Annotated in this window: 18 protein-coding genes; 11 read left to right on the forward strand and 7 right to left on the reverse strand. The window is 54.6% G+C overall.

The annotated features are described in order from the left end of the window. Window positions 1–6 precede the first annotated feature (6 nt). From mreD to csrD, 4 genes are all read right to left on the reverse strand, one after another. The gene (mreD, locus tag EBA31_RS23215) at window positions 7–495 is read right to left on the reverse strand and encodes a rod shape-determining protein MreD (RefSeq protein ID WP_012147104.1); all 489 of its coding nucleotides are present in this window, start codon (window positions 493–495) and stop codon (window positions 7–9) included. Beyond that, complete coding sequence (gene mreC, locus EBA31_RS23220) at window positions 492–1,493, reverse strand: rod shape-determining protein MreC (protein ID WP_041415027.1); 1,002 nt, start codon at window positions 1,491–1,493, stop codon at window positions 492–494. The genes mreD and mreC overlap by 4 nt, the downstream gene beginning before the upstream one ends. Before the next feature lie 94 nt (window positions 1,494–1,587). Next, window positions 1,588–2,631: a rod shape-determining protein MreB gene (gene mreB / locus EBA31_RS23225; RefSeq protein ID WP_012147106.1), complete on the reverse strand. Its 1,044-nt coding sequence runs from the start codon at window positions 2,629–2,631 to the stop codon at window positions 1,588–1,590. A gap of 412 nt (window positions 2,632–3,043) precedes the next feature. Next, window positions 3,044–4,978, reverse strand: a complete 1,935-nt coding sequence (gene csrD / locus EBA31_RS23230; RefSeq protein ID WP_122080318.1) for an RNase E specificity factor CsrD — start codon at window positions 4,976–4,978, stop codon at window positions 3,044–3,046. A gap of 296 nt (window positions 4,979–5,274) precedes the next feature. On the opposite strand from csrD, the gene EBA31_RS23235 reads away from it, so the two are divergent. The 11 genes from EBA31_RS23235 to fis all read left to right on the forward strand — a co-directional run bounded on the left by EBA31_RS23235 (window position 5,275) and on the right by fis (window position 15,211). Continuing rightward, on the forward strand, window positions 5,275–6,252 hold the full coding sequence (locus tag EBA31_RS23235) for an oxidoreductase (RefSeq protein WP_122080319.1): 978 nt from the start codon (window positions 5,275–5,277) through the stop codon (window positions 6,250–6,252). A 251-nt stretch (window positions 6,253–6,503) separates the two neighbouring features. Then, window positions 6,504–7,505 carry a protein-methionine-sulfoxide reductase catalytic subunit MsrP gene (msrP, locus tag EBA31_RS23240; protein WP_041415723.1) on the forward strand — a complete coding sequence of 334 codons (1,002 nt, stop codon included), beginning with the start codon at window positions 6,504–6,506 and terminating at the stop codon, window positions 7,503–7,505. Further along, on the forward strand, window positions 7,506–8,105 hold the full coding sequence (msrQ, locus tag EBA31_RS23245; RefSeq protein ID WP_020832077.1) for a protein-methionine-sulfoxide reductase heme-binding subunit MsrQ: 600 nt from the start codon (window positions 7,506–7,508) through the stop codon (window positions 8,103–8,105). Window positions 8,106–8,346: 241 nt separating this feature from the next. Further along, complete coding sequence (aroQ, locus tag EBA31_RS23250; protein ID WP_020832079.1) at window positions 8,347–8,799, forward strand: type II 3-dehydroquinate dehydratase; 453 nt, start codon at window positions 8,347–8,349, stop codon at window positions 8,797–8,799. A 31-nt stretch (window positions 8,800–8,830) separates the two neighbouring features. Further along, window positions 8,831–9,295: an acetyl-CoA carboxylase biotin carboxyl carrier protein gene (gene accB, locus EBA31_RS23255; protein WP_122080320.1), complete on the forward strand. Its 465-nt coding sequence runs from the start codon at window positions 8,831–8,833 to the stop codon at window positions 9,293–9,295. A gap of 10 nt (window positions 9,296–9,305) precedes the next feature. After that, entirely contained in the window at window positions 9,306–10,655 is a 1,350-nt protein-coding gene (gene accC, locus EBA31_RS23260; RefSeq protein ID WP_020832086.1) for an acetyl-CoA carboxylase biotin carboxylase subunit, read from the forward strand. A 239-nt stretch (window positions 10,656–10,894) separates the two neighbouring features. After that, window positions 10,895–11,137, forward strand: coding sequence for a YhdT family protein (locus tag EBA31_RS23265; protein ID WP_020832087.1), 243 nt, complete (start codon window positions 10,895–10,897; stop codon window positions 11,135–11,137). Further along, a complete protein-coding gene (gene panF / locus EBA31_RS23270; RefSeq protein ID WP_122080321.1) occupies window positions 11,127–12,572 on the forward strand; it encodes a sodium/pantothenate symporter in 1,446 nt (481 codons plus the stop codon). The genes EBA31_RS23265 and panF overlap by 11 nt, the downstream gene beginning before the upstream one ends. A gap of 11 nt (window positions 12,573–12,583) precedes the next feature. Further along, window positions 12,584–13,465, forward strand: a complete 882-nt coding sequence (prmA, locus tag EBA31_RS23275; RefSeq protein WP_020832090.1) for a 50S ribosomal protein L11 methyltransferase — start codon at window positions 12,584–12,586, stop codon at window positions 13,463–13,465. 462 nt (window positions 13,466–13,927) lie between these two features. Beyond that, window positions 13,928–14,893: a tRNA dihydrouridine synthase DusB gene (gene dusB / locus EBA31_RS23280; RefSeq protein ID WP_044553902.1), complete on the forward strand. Its 966-nt coding sequence runs from the start codon at window positions 13,928–13,930 to the stop codon at window positions 14,891–14,893. A 21-nt stretch (window positions 14,894–14,914) separates the two neighbouring features. Beyond that, complete coding sequence (fis, locus tag EBA31_RS23285; RefSeq protein ID WP_000462905.1) at window positions 14,915–15,211, forward strand: DNA-binding transcriptional regulator Fis; 297 nt, start codon at window positions 14,915–14,917, stop codon at window positions 15,209–15,211. A 133-nt stretch (window positions 15,212–15,344) separates the two neighbouring features. Here the strand turns inward: fis and EBA31_RS23290 are convergent, their stop codons facing one another. From EBA31_RS23290 to gltX, 3 genes are all read right to left on the reverse strand, one after another. Further along, entirely contained in the window at window positions 15,345–16,742 is a 1,398-nt protein-coding gene (locus tag EBA31_RS23290) for an APC family permease (protein ID WP_122080322.1), read from the reverse strand. Between the two features lie 194 nt (window positions 16,743–16,936). Continuing rightward, complete coding sequence (locus EBA31_RS23295; protein ID WP_122080323.1) at window positions 16,937–18,283, reverse strand: glutamate decarboxylase; 1,347 nt, start codon at window positions 18,281–18,283, stop codon at window positions 16,937–16,939. A 167-nt stretch (window positions 18,284–18,450) separates the two neighbouring features. Further along, entirely contained in the window at window positions 18,451–19,851 is a 1,401-nt protein-coding gene (gene gltX / locus EBA31_RS23300) for a glutamate--tRNA ligase (protein ID WP_122080324.1), read from the reverse strand. Window positions 19,852–19,998 lie beyond the last annotated feature (147 nt).

The raw sequence follows: 19,998 nt of genomic DNA on the forward strand, positions 1-19,998 counted from the left end.
ATACCCTTACTGTACGGCGAACTGACGGCGAATTTTTCGCATCAACAGGAACAACCATGGCCACAGGATGCCGTTTACCACACTACTCCAGAACACCTCTGGGCGGAAAGAAACGTTGATCACTAAAAACTCGGCCCAGAACACCACAACGTCCATCGCCAGTGACAGCAGCACGACGATCAGCGCCTGTTGCCAGAGCGCCATATTGCGGAACAGCTGGAATTTGAACGCCACCAGATAGGCAATAATACCTAACGCCAGTGCGCGTACGCCCAGCGTGGAACCGAGGATCAGATCCATAATCAGCCCCAGCACGAAGCCGGTGCCGACGTTAACCCGATGAGGCAACGCCATCACCCAGTAGATCAGGATCAAAGCCAGCCAGGAGGGACGGAACATGTAGATCTGTTCCGGCCACGGCATGATTTGCAGCACCAGCGCCACCAGGAATGACAGCCAGATTATCCAGCGCCCGTTGCTGCGGTAACGATTCATTGCGTGACTCCCGCAGCAGGAGCAGCGGTTTGTACCGCGGCCCCGGTTGCCGGAGCAGGCAGAGGCAGTTGCGGCCCCACCGCATCAGCCGGCGGCAGAACCTGCGGCATCATCTGCATCAGACGCTCATTGGCGACGCGATGAACTTCATCGGGCGGCAACGGCATGTCGCCGTTACGATCGGCCCCCCACAGTAGCAGCAGATAGCGCAAGCGCTGTAGCCCTGCGGTTGGTCGAGCCTGAATCACGGTATAGGCGCGCTGATTATCCACTTTGACCGAGGACACCACCGCCACCGGATAGCCTTCAGGGAAGCGACCACCAAGGCCGGATGTGACCAGCACATCACCCACGCGGATATCGGTATTGTTCGGCAGATGTTCAAGCTGTAAATCGTCGGCACAGCCGCTGCCTGCAGCAATCACCCGGATATCGTTGCGCAGCACCTGAATTGGCAGCGCATGTGAAGCATCGCAGATCAGTAGCACACGGCTGGTGACTTTAGCCACCGCCACCACCTGGCCCACTACGCCTTTATCACTGATGACCGGCTGGCCTTCATAAACGCCGTTATCCGATCCTTTGTCGATCACTACCTGATCGCTGTAAGGATCCGAGCCGGTCGAGATCACCTGAGTGACCATTTTGTGTTCGTCCTGGCGCAGCGGCGAGCCTAACAGCTCACGCAAGCGGGCGTTTTCCTGCTTGAATTGGCCAAGAAGAAGAATATCGCTGTTTTTCAGCAGCAGTTCCTGCCGCAGAGCCCGGTTTTCCAGCTCCAGCTGTTGGCGGGTAGCCAGCGTTTCTGAAACGCTGTCCAAAACTTTACGTGGCCCATTGGCCAAAAAATAGAAAGGGCTGACGGCCGTGTCCATGTAGTTACGTATTTTCACGAACGTACCGAGACGGCTATCGGCAACGATCAGGCCAATGGCCACGATCACCGCCAAAAAAAGTCGTAGTTGCAGGGAAGGCCCCCTGCTAAAAATCGGCTTCATAAATTATGCGTGTTCCTCGACAACAGAAAGAGGAACCGTACCTGATTTTCGCTTTGCGCATTCACCCGATACGATTCCTCCTTCTTGGGGCTGACTATTCTTCGCTGAACAAATCGCCGCCATGCATGTCGATCATTTCCAACGCCTTGCCACCGCCGCGGGCTACGCAGGTCAGCGGATCTTCTGCCACGACCACCGGAATACCGGTTTCTTCCATCAGCAGGCGATCCAGGTTGCGCAGCAATGCGCCACCGCCGGTCAACACCATGCCGCGTTCGGAAATGTCGGAAGCCAGCTCTGGTGGACACTGCTCCAGCGCCACCATCACCGCACTGACGATGCCGGTCAACGGCTCCTGCAGCGCTTCAAGGATTTCATTGGAATTCAGGGTAAAGCCACGTGGCACGCCCTCAGCCAGGTTACGGCCGCGAACTTCGATTTCATGCACTTCATCGCCCGGATAAGCGGAACCGATGCCATGCTTGATACGTTCGGCAGTTGCTTCACCGATCAGTGAGCCGTAGTTACGACGCACGTAATTAATGATAGCTTCGTCGAAACGGTCACCACCGATACGTACAGAAGAAGAGTAGACCACACCGTTCAGTGAGATCACCGCCACTTCAGTGGTACCGCCACCGATATCCACCACCATGGAACCTGTCGCTTCAGAAACCGGCAGGCCGGCACCGATTGCGGCAGCCATAGGTTCTTCAATCAGAAACACCTCACGCGCACCGGCCCCTTGGGCAGATTCGCGGATGGCGCGGCGCTCAACTTGAGTTGCGCCAACCGGCACACACACCAGCACGCGCGGGCTTGGCCGCATGAAGCTGTTGCTGTGAACCTGTTTGATAAAGTGCTGCAGCATTTTTTCGGTCACGAAGAAATCGGCGATCACGCCGTCTTTCATCGGACGAATAGCCGCGATGTTGCCGGGCGTACGCCCCAGCATTTGTTTAGCCTCATGACCCACGGCCGCAACGCTCTTGGGTGAACCGGCACGATCCTGGCGAATGGCAACCACCGACGGTTCGTTCAGTACAATGCCTTGCCCTTTAACATAAATCAGGGTATTGGCGGTACCCAAGTCGATGGACAAGTCATTGGAAAACATGCCACGAAATTTCTTAAACATAACTAAAGGATAATCCTGCAAGCTGGGGGCGGAAAATAAAATCCGCCTACTTTACCAACCACACGAAGCAGCGACAAGGCGCAAAAACGTTCTACTTCGGTGAAAAATAGTCTGTATTGTTTCTGCTCGAATGCACGGAAATTGGATGAGGCCTGAATTCCCTGAACAAAGGCTCAGTTTACCACCCTGTCAGCGCACGAAACGGCGTAACACAGCTCATAAAATCTAACATATTCCCTGATTGCCGCTGGTGGTAAGCACCTACCAACGTTCAACAGAAAAGGACTGACAAGAGCCTATATCAAATAGGCGTCATTGTCGCAGGCAGTTTGGGGGTTATCCCAAAATGACAGAGAAAAAAGCCCAGATGAATTGGCGCTCATTCTACGTTAATTTTTGTTCGGTATTCAGGTTAAACACGATAACGACGCGAATATTTTTTACGCCCGACGTCTATCGGTTCCGGCGACGCGAAAAAGTCGCCCTGTCCACCGAGGATCCCCCGCTCTTTCAGCGTCTGCCACTCATTACGCGTCCGCACGCTGGCGGCGAAAACCTGAGTGCTGGTGCCTTCACAGGCGCCGGTCAGGCTTTGAACGAACAGCTGATTTTCATCACGCTTATCAATACTCCGCACCAGACCCGGATGGAGCTTAACCAATTCCACCGGTAAGGACTTGATATAGGAGGTACTTACCACGGTTAACCCGGCCTGGGACACCGCCAGACGACAGCCCAACCCTGACAGTAACTTCAGTACCGGACGTAAACGGTCGATATGTTGACACACGTCTGCCTCTGCAAGTTCAATCAGAATTCGCCGACGATGACTTTTTTCACACTGTAACAGGCTATCACGCAGCCAACGCTGGAAACTACGCTGCAACAGTGAGTCTACGCTCAGCGTAAAAGCCAATGTTTCTTCGGGCCACAGCGTCAGTAAGGGAAGAATACGGCTCAGATGTTGACGATCGTAGCTTTCCGCCAGCCCTAACTGCCGTACCAGAGGCATATACTCCGATGGCAGCAGTTCCTGGGTGCCATCGTAGATCCGGCTCATGATCTCACGGTGATGCACTTCCCCTTCCACCGTCACCGCCGGTTTCTGATACAAACGCGGGCCTCCCCGCGCCAGCACCTGTTCCAGCAGGGTGCGCCACTTGACGCTGCCGCGCCCTTTTTCCGGCACCTGGCTGTCATAAACATACCAGCCGTTTTCGCCTTGCAACGTAGCATGGCGCGTTGCCTGCTCCGCGTAATCGATCACCTGCTCGGTGGTTTGTCCGCTGCGGTACGCCACGATGCCAATGTGCAGGAATGCTTCACGATCGATAAGCGCCGTTGAAGGCAAGGCGTCAATCGCGTGGACCAGCTGTGAAGCAATGCCGTCCGCCTCTTTCAGCGTACGGTGCGGCAGCAGGACGGTGAAGTCGCTGTGGAAATAACGCGCCAGCAGCGCCGCCGGATAGCGCATCACGAAGGTCGACAGCAGATTGACCAGCGAGTACATCAGTTCCTGCACCGCGCCGTTGCCGTGAATTTCCCGCAGCGTGTCAAAATCGGGCAATCGCACCATCATCACAATACCGTGCGAGCCCTCTTCTTCCAGTTGGGTGGTTAGCTGGTTGTCGAAGAACAGGCGGTTATTCAGGCCGGTTTTGGCATCCTGAGCGGCAAAGGCGCGGATCAAGGTATCGACCCGATTGCGTTCCTCGCGCGCTTCCGCCAAATCTGCCAGCAAGCGATCGAGCGCGCCACTGACGTTCGCCGGCCATTCGCGCATATCGCCCTGCATCACGCTCTCTCTTTCGCCGTTGAGAATGCGTCGTGCACGGCGTTCCAGCCGATCCTCTCCGTCGGCCTGATCGCGAAGCCAGCGCAGGCTAAACAGCAAGATCACCACCATCACAACGATCGAAAGCGTCACGGCGGCAGTAGATTGCAACGAGCGTACGTCGCTGGCGAAAGGATCGATATAAGTAATTTGCAGTGCCGCTCCGGGATGCTGCATCAGCGGCAAAGCCACCTGCCTGTAACCGTTGAGCGGATCCCAGGGCTGTTTGTTGAGCGTCGGCAATTTATAGGAAAGGAGGTTACTGTGGCTGGTATCCACGCTGACCGCCACAATACCCAGTGGACGCATCACCAACGGCAACCAGCGTTTCTGTTCCTCTGGGGATTCGTGCAGCATCGCTTGGTCGAGTGAGGTCATCAGCGAATCGAAGCGGCGATCCAGACGCTCCTGAGTGACGTAAAAGAAGCTGTATGAGCAGCCCATCAGCATCAAAAACATCGCCAAAGCAACAAGCAAGGTGATCAATGCAGAGAGTTTGGTGGTGAATCGCATCCCTGTGCCTTGTCCGGTATGGTTACGTGAGTTTTCACCTTTGGAAGTATAAAGGCCCCGAATCCGCTCAAATGAATCCAACACAATATCCTGATTTTTTTAATGAATAGCGGGTACCGCTCCGGCGATACCCGTTGTCGGTTCACGCCACCCAAGCTACCAAGCCTCGACAACGAAGAAAACCTTCAATCACCCTTTTTTGTCTTTTATCAGGACATAAATTTCTTATATGCATATAGTCAATTAAATCTGGTTCAGCCATCCATGGCAAAAATGCAAACAAGAGGAAGAGTGACATGCGTGCACTGTTATTGGAACAACAAGGCGATCAAACTCTGGCTCACATCAAGGATATCAGCAGCGATCTGCTGCCCGACGGCGATGTCCTGGTAGACGTCAACTGGTCCAGCCTTAACTATAAAGATGCGTTGGCGATCACCGGCAAAGGCAAGATCGTGCGTAACTTCCCGATGGTGCCAGGCATCGATTTCGCCGGTACGGTACGCGAAAGCCGCGACGATCGTTTTAAAGAAGGCCAAAGCGTGGTGCTCACCGGTTGGGGCGTGGGTGAAAACCACTGGGGTGGCCTGGCTGAACAGGCACGAGTCTCAGGCGAATGGCTGGTGCCCTTGCCAAACGGGCTGGATGAACGCAAAGCGATGATCCTGGGTACCGCCGGCTTTACCGCCATGCTGTGCGTGATGGCGCTTGAAGAAGGTGGCGTGCGCCCGGACGACGGCGATATTTTGGTTACCGGTGCCAGCGGCGGCGTAGGCAGCACGGCCATCGCCATTCTGGCGGCGTTGGGCTATCACGTCACCGCCATCAGCGGCCGCGAGAGCAATACCGAGTATCTGAAAGCGCTGGGCGCCAAAGAAGTCCTGTCGCGCGACGGCTACCTGGAAGCCCCGCGTCCGCTGGAAAAGCAACTGTGGGCCGGGGCGGTCGATACCGTTGGCGACACGCTGCTGGCGCGAGTCCTGGCACAGATGAATTATAACGGCACGGTCGCCGCCTGTGGCCTGGCCGGTGGCTATCACCTGCCCACCACGGTGATGCCGTTTATCCTGCGCAACGTTCGCCTGCAGGGCGTGGACTCGGTTCATACGCCTCTGCATCGCCGCCAGACCGCCTGGGAGCGCCTGGCGGGTATTCTGCCGGACAGTTTCTACCAACAGGCCACCCAGGAAATCACTTTGGAACAGGCACCGGCCACCGCCGCCGCGCTGCTGAATCATCAAGTGACCGGACGCACTCTGGTTAAAATCCGCTAAAGCTTAAATCGCCCCCGGCAACGGGGGGGAACATTCGCCTGCGAAATTTCATATTTTCCCGCGCCCTCTCGCATATAGCCTGATTTCACGCCATGCTTACAACACAGATACCCCAGCATACTGTAGGGGCGTTGCATGCTGCGTCCGCGTTAATCGGGCTCAGAAGGTTACCCCCTACAGTCACTCTGACGGGAGCAGGTTTGAGTACCCGCACCTGAAAGGCGGCGGGGATGAAACGCGGAGAAAACACCATGAGAAAGCCCCCTAAATTGACCGAAGCCGATGTCACGCCCGAGAGCGTGTTCCATCAGCGGCGCAAAGTGCTGCAGGCGTTGGGTATCACCGCCGCGTCGCTGGCCTTGCCGCTTAATGCGCAGGCCGATTTGCTGTCATGGTTCAAAGGCAACGATCGGCCCAAGGCCCCCGCCGGCAAACCGCTGGCATTCAGCAAGCCTGCGGCCTGGCAGGCGCAACTGGCCATGACGCCGGAAGACAAAGTCACCGGTTACAACAACTTCTACGAATTCGGTCTGGATAAAGCCGATCCTGCCGCGAATGCCGGCGGCCTGAAAACCGAAGGCTGGAAAGTGCGTATCGACGGCGAGGTCGCCAAACCGATCACGTTGGACATCGATGACTTGATCAAACGCTTCCCGCTGGAACAACGCATCTACCGTATGCGCTGCGTGGAGGCCTGGTCGATGGTCGTGCCCTGGATTGGCTTTGAGCTGGGTAAGCTGATCAAGCTGGCGGAGCCGAACAGCAATGCCCGCTACGTCGCTTTCCAAACGCTGTACGACCCGGAGCAGATGCCGGGCCAGAAGGATCGTTTTATCGGCGGCGGGCTGAAATACCCTTATGTTGAAGGGCTGCGTCTCGATGAGGCCATGAACCCATTGGCCCTGCTGACCGTCGGCGTATACGGCAAAACGCTGCCGCCGCAAAACGGTGCGCCGCTGCGGTTGATCACCCCCTGGAAATACGGCTTTAAAGGCATTAAGTCGATAGTCCATATCCGTCTGGTGCGCGATCAGCCGCCCACCACCTGGAATGAATCTGCGCCGAATGAGTACGGCTTCTATGCCAACGTAAACCCGAACGTCGATCATCCACGCTGGTCACAGGCCACCGAACGCTTTATCGGCTCCGGCGGCATTCTGGACGTTAAACGCCAACCCACGCTGCTGTTTAACGGCTATGGCGAACAGGTAGCGTCGCTGTACCGCGGCCTGGATCTAAGGGAGAATTTTTAGGTGCGTTTAACTCCGGCTCATATCAAGTGGATTAAGGTCGCCATTTATCTGGCGGCATTCCTGCCTTTTCTCTGGCTGGTGCTGTCGGTGGACCAGGGTTGGTTCAGCGCCGATCCGGCCAAAGACATTCAACACTTTACCGGCAGAATGACGTTGAAACTGTTGCTGGCGACCTTGATGATTGCGCCACTGGCGCGCTATGCCCGGCAACCGCTGCTGATTCGCTGTCGTCGTCTGGTGGGACTATGGTGTTTTGCCTGGGGCACGCTGCATCTGATAAGCTATTCGACGCTGGAGCTGGGGCTGAGCAATATCGGCCTGCTGGGGCGTGAACTGGTCACCCGCCCTTACCTGACGCTCGGCATTGTCAGTTGGCTGATCCTGCTGGCGCTGGCCGCAACCTCCACGCTGTGGGCGATGCGTAAACTGGGGGCCAAATGGCAGACGTTGCATAATCTGGTCTATCTGGTGGCGATTCTGGCACCGATTCACTACCTGTGGTCGGTAAAAACCTTTTCGCCGCAGCCCTTCATTTATGCTCTGCTGGCCGTCGCGCTACTGGCGCTGCGATACAAGAAATTCCGCAATTGGTGGCGTTAAAAGCCGGAACTTTTCTGTGTTCTACCCCTCATAATGCAATATCGCCCTGGCCAGTTTACTGATTTAGGGTTGAATATCTTCGCTGATAAGACCAGTATTTAGCTGCGAATTGCTACGATATCGTTATAATGCCCGACCTTGTTCCTGTTCTCAGGGTGAATTTTCCCCTTAACAGGTGACAAATCTGTGACGTCGGGTTATTTTCTACGATGATGGTTTTATTGCCGGAGATACCAGCACAATGGCGGATAAGTTTCACATTTTGCTTCTGAACGGCCCCAATCTGAATCTGCTGGGGACGCGTGAGCCGGAGAAGTACGGCAGCACGACGTTAACAGAGATTGTTAACGGATTGGAAAACCAGGCATCCGCACTGGATATTACCCTGAGCCATCTGCAGTCTAACGCCGAACATGCGCTGATCGACCGCATACATCAGGCGCGCGGCAACACAGATTTTATTCTGATTAACCCTGCCGCGTTCACGCATACCAGCGTGGCGCTGCGTGATGCATTGCTGGCGGTGCAGATCCCGTTTATCGAGATCCACCTCTCCAACGTGCATGCCCGAGAGCCTTTCCGCCATCACTCTTACCTCTCTGATATTGCGGTAGGCGTGATTTGCGGCCTCGGCGCGGATGGCTACACATTTGCTTTACAGGCAGCGGTTAACCGTCTGTCGAAAACCCACTAATTGCTACGCAAAAGAGTACGGAATCACACTCATGGATATTCGTAAAATCAAGAAACTGATCGAACTGGTTGAAGAATCAGGTATTTCTGAACTGGAAATTTCTGAAGGCGAAGAGTCAGTTCGCATCAGCCGCGCTGCTCCAGCGCAGGCTTACCCAATGATGCCACAGGCATACGCAATGCCGGCACAGCCGCAGCCAGCACTGGCTACCGCCGTTGCCAGCGCGCCAGCCGAAGCGCCTGCAGCACCAGCGGCCATGAGTGGCCACGTCGTTCGTTCCCCAATGGTCGGTACTTTCTACCGCACGCCAAGCCCGGATGCGAAAGCCTTCATCGAAGTCGGCCAGAAAGTGAACGCCGGCGACACTCTGTGCATCGTTGAAGCAATGAAAATGATGAACCAGATCGAAGCGGACAAATCCGGCGTGGTGAAAGCCATCCTGGTAGAGAACGGCCAACCGGTAGAATTTGACGAGCCACTGGTCGTCATCGAATAACGAGGCGAACATGCTTGATAAAATTGTTATCGCCAACCGTGGCGAGATCGCGCTTCGTATCCTGCGTGCTTGTAAAGAGCTGGGCATCAAAACCGTTGCCGTGCACTCGACAGCCGATCGCGATCTGAAACACGTACTGCTGGCTGACGAGACCGTGTGTATCGGTCCTGCGCCATCGGTAAAAAGTTACCTGAATATCCCGGCAATCATCTCTGCGGCTGAAATCACCGGCGCAGTGGCGATCCACCCGGGCTACGGCTTCCTGTCTGAAAACGCCGATTTCGCCGAGCAGATCGAACGCTCCGGCTTTATCTTCATTGGCCCAAGAGCCGAAACTATCCGCCTGATGGGCGACAAGGTTTCTGCCATCAATGCCATGAAGAAAGCTGGCGTGCCTTGCGTACCTGGCTCTGATGGCCCGCTGACCGACGACATGGATAAAAACCGTGCCTTCGCCAAGCGCATCGGCTACCCGGTTATCATCAAGGCATCCGGCGGCGGCGGCGGTCGTGGCATGCGTGTAGTGCGCAGCGACAAAGACCTCGAGCAATCCATTTCCATGACCAAGGCGGAGGCCAAAGCGGCTTTCAACAACGACATGGTTTACATGGAAAAATACCTGGAAAACCCACGCCATATCGAAATTCAGGTGTTGGCGGACGGTCAGGGTAACGCCATCTATCTGGCCGAGCGCGACTGCTCCATGCAGCGCCGCCACCAGAAAGTGGTTGAAGAGGCTCCGGCACCGGGCATCACCAGCGAAATGCGCCGTTATATCGGCGAGCGCTGCTCGAAAGCCTGTGTGGAAATCGGTTACCGCGGCGCGGGCACTTTCGAGTTCCTGTATGAAAACGGCGAGTTCTATTTCATCGAAATGAACACCCGTATTCAGGTTGAGCATCCGGTTACCGAGATGATCACCGGCGTGGATCTGATTAAAGAGCAGCTGCGTATCGCTGCCGGTCAGCCTTTGTCGATCAAACAGGAAGAAGTGAAGGTTCACGGCCACGCGGTAGAATGCCGTATCAACGCCGAAGACCCGAACACCTTCCTGCCTAGCCCAGGCAAGATCACCCGTTTCCATGCGCCAGGCGGTTTCGGCGTGCGTTGGGAATCTCATATTTACGCCGGTTATACCGTACCGCCGTACTATGATTCCATGATCGGCAAACTGATCACCTACGGTGAAAACCGTGACGTGGCGATTGCCCGCATGAAGAACGCCCTGGCTGAGCTGATCATCGATGGCATCAAAACCAACGTTGAACTGCAACAGCGGATCATGAGCGACGAAAACTTCCAGCACGGTGGCACCAACATCCACTATCTGGAGAAAAAGCTCGGTCTGCAGGAAACCTAAGGCAAGCTATTCGCATCGCCTGATAGAAGGCCGGTTAATCACCGGCCTTTTTCTTTACTGCTTTGGGTCACTCAATGGATGATCAAATCCATAATAGTTGTATACCCTAAATAATTGGAGTTGCATCAAGGCGGCAAAGGAGCGCATCCCGATGAGCTTACTGTAGTAAGTGATTCGGGTAAGTGAGCGCAGCCAACACAGAGGCAGCTTCAAGTATGACGGGTATATTGGAGAAACGGATGGACACACGTTTTATTCAAGCTCACCGCGAGGCGCGCTGGGCTCTGGGCCTGACGCTGCTTTATCTGCTGGCCTGGTCGCTGGCAGCCTATCTGCCGGACAGCGCATCCGGTATTACCGGTCTGCCGCATTGGTTCGAAATGGCCTGCCTGTTGGTTCCGCTGCTGTTCATCGGCCTGTGTTGGCTAATGGTACGCGGCATATTCCGCGATATTTCGCTGGAGGACGGCGATGCAAACTGAAGTCATTCTGCCGCTGGTCGCCTATCTGGTGCTGGTGTTCGGGCTGTCGGTTTACGCCTATAGCCGACGCCAGAGCGGCAACTTCCTCAGCGAATATTTTCTGGGCAACCGATCGATGGGCGGCTTCGTACTGGCCATGACCTTGACCGCCACCTATATCAGTGCCAGTTCCTTTATCGGGGGCCCCGGCGCCGCCTATAAATACGGCCTTGGCTGGGTGCTGTTGGCGATGATCCAACTGCCGGCGGTTTGGCTTTCACTCGGCGTGCTGGGCAAGAAGTTTGCCATACTGGCGCGCCGCTACAACGCCATTACCCTGAACGACATGCTTTACGGCCGCTATCAAAGTCGTCTGTTGGTCTGGCTGGCCAGCCTCAGCCTGCTGGTGGCGTTCCTGGGTGCCATGACGGTGCAGTTTATCGGCGGCGCGCGCCTGCTGGAAACCGCAGCCGGTATTCCATACGACACCGGTTTGCTGATCTTCGGTATCAGCATCGCGCTGTATACCGCCTTTGGCGGCTTCCGCGCCAGCGTGCTCAATGACGCCATGCAGGGGCTGGTGATGCTGATCGGCACCGTGCTGCTGCTGGTTGCGGTGATTCACGCCGCCGGCGGCCTGCACAGCGCCGTGGATAAGCTGCAACAGATTGACCCCGCGCTGGTATCACCGCAGGGCGGTGAACAGATCCTCAGCCTGCCGTTTATGGCATCGTTCTGGATCCTGGTGTGCTTTGGCGTGATTGGCCTGCCGCACACGGCGGTGCGCTGCATCTCCTACAAAGACAGCAAAGCAGTGCATCGCGGGATCATCCTCGGCACCATGGTGGTCGCGGTGCTGATGTTTGGCATGCATCTGGCTGGCGCGCTGGGCCGTGCGGTATTGCCGGACCTGAAGATCCCCGATCAGGTGATCCCGACGCTGATGATCACCGTGCTGCCGCCTTATGCCGCCGGTATTTTCCTGGCGGCGCCGATGGCGGCAATCATGTCGACCATTAACGCCCAATTGCTGCAATCTTCCGCCACCATCATCAAAGATCTCTACCTTGGCGTACGCCCACAGCACATGCAGAACGAGCGCCTGATCAAACGCTTCTCCAGCCTGACCACGTTGATTTTGGGCTTGCTGGTGCTGTTGGCAGCCTGGCGGCCACCGGAAATGATCATCTGGCTGAACCTGCTGGCATTTGGCGGCCTGGAAGCGGTATTCCTGTGGCCACTGGTGCTGGGCCTGTACTGGGAACGCGCCAATGCGCAGGGAGCACTTAGCTCAATGGTGACGGGTGCGGTATGCTATACGCTATTGGCCAGCTTCAATCTGCAGCTAGCGGGGTTGCACCCTATCGTGCCTTCGCTGCTGCTTAGCCTGCTGGCGTTTTATATCGGTAACGTCATAGGCGAAAAGCGCCGAGTGGCGTCATCATTAGCCTCTTAAAGAGAATTGTTATGCCTTGGATCCAACTAAAACTGAACACCACCGGCAGCCAGGCGGAAGACCTGAGCGACGCGCTGGTTGAAAGCGGCGCCGTATCGGTCACCTTCCAGGACACCCACGACAATCCGGTGTTCGAACCGCTGCCGGGCGAGACCCTGCTGTGGGGCGACACTGATGTGATCGGGTTGTACGATGCCGAAACCGACATGGCCGACGTGGTCGCCATGCTGGAACAGCACCCGCTGCTGGGCGTCGGCTTCCGCCATAAAATTGAACAGCTGGAAGACAAGGACTGGGAGCGCGAGTGGATGGACAACTTCCACCCGATGCGCTTCGGCGAACGTCTGTGGATCTGCCCAAGCTGGCGCGACGTGCCCGACCCGAACGCGGTCAACGTCATGCTGGACCCGGGCCTGGCATTTGGTACCGGCACTCACCCAACGACTGCACTGTGCCTTCAATGGCTAGACGGCCTCGATCTGGCCGGTAAAACCATTATCGACTTCGGCTGTGGTTCCGGCATCCTGGCAATTGCCGCGTTGAAGCTCGGTGCAGCGCGCGCTATCGGCATCGATATCGATCCCCAGGCCATTCAGGCCAGCCGCGACAACGCGCAGCGTAACGGCGTTTCAGAGCGTTTGGAGCTGTATCTGCCAAAAGACCAGCCTGCCGATCTGCAGGCCGACGTGGTCGTCGCCAACATCCTGGCGGGCCCATTGCGTGAGCTGGCCCCCTTGATCGGCTGTCTGCCGAAGTCCGGCGGTTATCTGGGCCTGTCCGGCGTGCTGGCAACACAAGCGGCAAGCGTGGCGCAAGCCTATGAAGAGAAATTCACGCTGGATCCGGTCGCAGAGCGTGAAGAGTGGTGCCGCATCACCGGTCAGCGCAAGTAATCCCCTTACTGCCCTGATAAAAACCACCGCCAACGTAGCCCGTGGCGGTGGTTTTTTGTTTTCCTGTCTACGCGACGGCGACACCCCGCTCCTTTGAAACGCCATGCCAAATTCACGTGACCCTGAATATTTTCTGCCTAAGCCTTCACCACGCGATTTCAGCATAATTCAGCCCATTCTCAATGAAAAACCCTGAGAAACGACTTAAATCACTGCCGTTCTCGAGCTGAATCGAGACTCATTACAGATAAAATCCTGTTGTATTGGGAATATTTTATAGCGCACTAATTAACCAAAATCAGGCAAGCCATTGTTAAGTATATATAATATTTTTATGAATCCCGGCAAACCGCATTTTTAATGGCGAATAGCGGCCAATTGGTCAAAGTTTGGCCTTTCATCTCAGCGCAAAAATGCGTAATATACGCGCCCTTGCGGACACAGTATGGTTACTCTTTGTCTATGCGCATTGGACACCACCAGCTTACAAATTGCCTGATTGCGGCCCCGATGGCCGGCATTACAGATCGCCCATTTAGGACCCTATGTCATGCGATGGGTGCTGGGATGGCTGTATCCGAAATGCTCTCCTCCAATCCGGAGGTGTGGCGGACGGATAAGTCGCGTCTGCGTATGGTCCATAGCGATGAACCAGGGATCCGTTCCGTGCAGATTGCCGGATGCGATCCGGATGATATGGCCGCAGCGGCGCGTATTAACGTGGCCGGTGGTGCACAGATCATCGACATCAATATGGGTTGCCCGGCCAAGAAAGTGAACCGGAAACTTGCAGGGTCTGCATTGCTGCAGTACCCGGATCTGGTTAAACAGATCCTCCACGCGGTGGTTAACGCCGTGGATGTGCCGGTAACGCTTAAGATCCGCACTGGCTGGGCGCCAGAACACCGTAACTGTGTAGAGATTGCCCAACTGGCCGAAGACTGTGGTATACAGGCCCTGACTATTCATGGCCGAACCCGCGCCTGCCTGTTCAACGGCAACGCGGAGTACGACAGCATTCGGGCAGTTAAGCAGAATGTTTCCATTCCGATTATCGCGAATGGTGACATTACTGACCCGCATAAAGCCAGAGCAGTGCTCGACTACACTGGGGCTGATGCCCTGATGATAGGCCGCGCTGCTCAGGGGAGACCCTGGATCTTCCGGGAAATCCAGCATTATCTGGACACTGGGGAACTGCTGCCCCCTCTGCCACTTGGCGAGGTTAAGCGTTTGTTGATAGGGCATATTCGGGAATTGCACGGCTTTTACGGCCAAGGCAAGGGATTCCGGATTGCTCGTAAGCACGTATCCTGGTATCTCCAGGAGCACGCCCCGAATGACCAGTTTCGGCGCACATTCAACGCCATAGAGGATGCCAGCGAACAGCTGGAGGCGTTGGAGGCATATTTCGAAAATCTTGCGTAACAAAAAAGAGCTGACAGAACTATGTTCGAACAACGCGTAAATTCTGACGTACTGACCGTTTCAACCGTGAACTCACAGGATCAAGTGACTCAAAAGCCTCTGCGTGACTCGGTTAAACAAGCACTGAAGAACTATTTTGCTCAACTGAATGGTCAAGACGTTAACGATCTGTATGAGCTGGTATTGGCTGAAGTTGAACAGCCACTGTTGGACATGGTGATGCAATACACCCGTGGCAACCAGACCCGTGCAGCCCTGATGATGGGCATCAACCGCGGTACGCTGCGTAAGAAATTGAAAAAATACGGCATGAACTGATACTAGTCAGTTGGCATGTTGAAAAGGCGCAACCTCGCAAGAGGCGGCGCCTTTTTCTTGTGGGCCGTCCCATCAGAACGCAAAAAAGGCGCTTTTCCCTCAGGAGCAGCGCCTTTGTGTTTATTAAGCCTTATTAAACCGCGTGATGATGGCCGTGGTGGTGGCCGTCATCTCCCGACTCATCCATCCGTTTTGCTCGCGGTTGCGCGTACAGGAAGTACACCAGCAGGGAAATCACTATCAACCCAAGCGTAATCAACAGCACGGTTGGCGGGGTGCATGAACCGAGATAGAGGCAAACCAATACGCAAATAGGCACCAGTACCTTGAACCACGGCATGCGGTAAGTCCCTTGCATCTTTTTCTTGCGCACCACAAAGATACCGACAATCACCGCCAGATACTGCAGCAGACGACAAACCGTTGCGACCTCCACCAGCAGTACAAAGGACTCTTTCGACATCGCATTCGCCAAGACGATAAAGATGATAGTCACCACCAGCATCGCAATGATCGACTTGGCCGGTACCCCACGTTTGTTATTGGCACCGGCTGACTCTGGCAGGAAGCCATCCACCGCCAGCGGCACCAGATTTCGCGGCCCGGCAAAGCACATGGCCAGACCGATACCAAACAGGGCAACCACCGACCCTAAGGACATGATCGCACGAGCGCCATTGCCCAGAACCATCCCCACGCTGTCCGCCACGGAGTTATCGGAAAACGCCAGATGCTCGCCCCCCATAGACCCGATAATGGAAGCAAACAGCAGGAAATAGAGCGCCGTGACCGATAACAGCACCAGAATGATCGCCCTTGGGATATCGCGAGTAGGGTTTTCCATATCTTGCGAGGCCACGCCAATATTCTCGAAACCCACCATCGCGTAAAACAACAGCAGGAAGCCGCCTGAAAATTCTGCCGAGGTCAAATGGCCAAACGCGGGAACTTCAACCCCGGTCGACTGTGCCACCAACCCTGGCACATCGGTAAAATTAGCCAGGTCGAAATGGCTGAAAGAGACCAGGATGCAACTGATTAATGCCGCCAATACCAGCCAACTGCTCACGCGGGTAAACACCGACATCACTTTTACCGAGATCAGGTTGATACCGCAAAGCACGCAGGCAAAAGCGATACTGATCATCGCCGAGTTGGCTGGCGCCAAATGGATACCTAACGCGGTCGTAATGATCCCCGGCAATGCGGCCACCTGTACTGCCAATGCTACGCAGGCGGCAAGAAAACGCATAAAGCCAATGTTAAATCCCAGGAAAGGACCAAAAGTGGCGCTTACGTAAACGTACACCCCGCCGGTTTTAGTAAAAATCCCGGCCATTTCGGCAAAAGCCAATGCCATGATCAGCGCCAGAACGGCACAGACCACCAGTACCGGAAACAGGTTCATACCGAGTTCAGAATAAGCTTTGCCGGGGGTGATGAAGATCCCTGCCCCCAGCAGGCAGTTAATGCCGAACAGGACTATCGTCCCGAACTTCATTTTGCCCGAGGTCGTTGTTTGAGTGCTCATTATTCACCTTTGCGAGACAAAACGCCCAGGCACCAGCATTAGGTGCCCGGACGCTCAGTAAGAAGGTCTGTCAAAGCAAAGACGGGAGTAGCTCAGAACATCGGCAGCAACGGGGCCTGCCGGCACGCTGAGCACTGACGTCAGTGTGTTTGACGTCCCCATTGGGATACGGCGTGAATGCCGTCAGGAAGCGCTCAGCAGAGCACGGACTCATGGGTAGTGGCGTTGGCCTTTAGCTGGTCAACAATGTTGCGAATGTCCTGCGCCAGCAGGTTCATCAATGTGGTGCTGACGCCGTAGCGGATCAGAACGCGCATGATGATGGTGTTTTGACGGTTGCTCGGTAGCGGGTATGCCGCCGTTTGCCAGCCGCGCTGTTTCACCTGGTTTTGCAAATCATACAGGGTGAAGCCTTTTACATCGTCTTTCAGGGTAAAGACCACGCCAGGCAACCCCCCTTCGCTGCTGTACAGCATTTCAAATTCTGGGAAGTCGGCCAATTTATGCGCCAGGAACTTGCCGGTATCCACACAGGTCTGCTGGATCTCGGAATAACCTTCTTTGCCCAGACGCAGCAGTTGGTAGTACTGAGCAATGACGGAACCGCCGGGACGGCTGAAGTTGAGGGCGAAAGTCGCCATGTTGCCGCCGAGATAGTTAACGTAGAACACCAGGTCGTCAGGCAAGTCTTGTTTTTCACGCCATACCACCCAACCCAGACCCAGCGGGGCCAGACCGTATTTATGGCCGGAAGAGTTGATGGATTTTACGCGCGGCAGACGGAAGTCCCAAACGATGTGGCTTTGCTCTTCGACGAAAGGCGCAATAAAGCTGCCGGATGCCGCATCAACGTGGATCGGAATATCCAGGCCACGCTCTTTCTGTAGCTTGTCCAGCGCATTGGACAGGCCAAGCACGTCTTCGTACACCAGCGTAAAGGTCGTCCCGAAAGTCGGCACCACACCGATGGTATTTTCATCGATGTAATTAACCATGTCGTCGGGGTGGGCGCACAGGGCGCCTTCGCGGATGGGCACCTCGCGGTGCTCGATCTCAAAATAGGTGCAGAATTTTTTCCAGCAAATTTGTACCGGGCCAGTGACCAGGTTTGGCTTGGAAGTGTCCAGCCCTTTCGCCTTGCGTTTTTGCTGCCAGTTGCGTTTCAACGCCAAACCGCCCAACATTGCCGCTTCGCTGGACCCCACGCAGGAAGTACCAATCGAATTATTCACGTCTGGCGCATGCCACAACCCCGCCAGCATTTTTGTACAGCACACTTCAATTTTTGCCGTTTCTGGGTACAACTCTTTATCAATCAGGTTTTTTACCGATCCCAGCTTCATCAGTTCGTCGACTTCGGGCTCTGACCAGGTGGTGCAGAACGTCGCCAAATTCTGTTTTTCATTGCCGTCTAGCATTAAACGATCTTTAATCAAATTCAAAACAGAACTCGGGCAGCTGGATGATTCTGGGATCTTTCCCTCAGATAAAGTGTGTTGAGCCACCTCAGTGGAATAGATAGGCATATATTGATTAGTCATAATAAATCACCTCTTTTTATTTGATGTGTTTTCATGAAAGTTGCCGTGGATACCGCTAATAATTACGCTTCGACTTACCTCCTTAAGGAATTAATATTGGTTGTCATCCCAGCCTTATACATTCCGACCATCGTGATTAATCTTACGATGGCCGGCCCTATTACCTGCTATTTACACGACATATTCTCTATTGCCGCATGTAAGCGATTCAACGTTTTTTCTTTTCCCAATACGGCCAGACAATCATTTAACGATGGTGTATCTTTCGCCCCGAGAATAAATAATCGCAACGGCATATTGATGTCTTTTAACGACGTGCCGAATTCCTTGGAAATATCGCCAATCACTTGGTTAATCTCGGCACTTTGCCAGTCGTTTATCGTGGAGAAGTGCTGATAGATTTCACAGAAAACCGTCGGATGTGCCGAGGCAAGCAACTGCTCGTAAGTTTCCTGGTTGTTACACTGATATTCACCGTAATAACTACGGCAGGCTTCCGCCATTTCCTTCATCGTTCTGGCTCGGGTTTTTAACAGCATAACAACCCGTTCCAGCGGTGGGCCGTCCTCCGTACTGATAGCCAGCCGTTGGAGTTGCCATTGCAAATCGGGTAATAAATGTTCGGCCGTAGCGGCAGCGATATAATGCTTGTTGAGCCACAGTAATTTCTCTGTATTGAACGCGCTCGGTGAGTTGCTGACATTGTTAATATCGAAAAGAGAGATCATCTCATCCAAAGAGAAAATTTCCTTATCCTGATGCCCCCACCCCAAACGCACTAAATAGTTACGCAATGCCTCAGGTAAAAAACCTTCCTCTTGGTATTGCATAACGTTGGCTGCACCGTGGCGCTTGGAGAGTTTTTTACCGTCATCCCCGAGTATTGGCGAAACATGAGCAAACACAGGCGGCTCCAGCCCCAACGCCCGGTAAACATAAATTTGCTTCGGTGTATTATTGATATGTTCTTCGGCGCGGATGATATGCGTCATCTGCATGTCGATATCATCGACCACCACACAAAAATTATACGTTGGCCAACCGTCGGTGCGGCGAATAATAAAGTCATCAAACTCGCTGTTGCTGAACTCAATACGTCCGCGGATCATGTCGTCCCAGGCCACAATACCCTGCTGTGGGCTTTTCAAACGCACCACGTGAGGCAGGCTGGGATCGTGCCCCAGATGATGCAGACAGTGGCGGTCGTAAATGAAGTTCTCTTTGTTCTTTTCCTGCTGAGCCTTGAGTGCATTCAAGCGCTCCTCGCTGCAGTAGCAGCGGTAGGCCTGCCCAGACGCCAACAGTTGATCGACCACCTCGTTGTAACGCTCCAGGCGTTTAGTCTGGTAGAAGGGGCCTTCGTCCCAATACATACCCAACCACTTCATCGAGTCCAGGATGGCGTCGACTGCACCCTCCTTTTCCCGTTCCACGTCGGTATCTTCAATACGCAGAATAAATTTGCCGTGATTATGGCGTGCATAGAGCCAGGAATAGAGAGCTGTTCTTGCCCCGCCTACGTGTAAAAAACCCGTTGGGCTGGGCGCAAACCTTGTTCTTACGCTCATTAGAGAACTCCTTATTATTGAATAAAACCCCAAATAATGAGCATTGCATCAAGGTGATAAACACATTCATCAACCCTGAAGCAACTTCAAGCATTGCGGGGTTAAAACAGCGCCAGAGATAACACCTGCCAATATCAGGTGGCATTT

The sequence above is a fragment of the Serratia sp. P2ACOL2 genome (assembly GCF_003691565.1).
GTDB lineage: Bacteria > Pseudomonadota > Gammaproteobacteria > Enterobacterales > Enterobacteriaceae > Serratia > Serratia liquefaciens.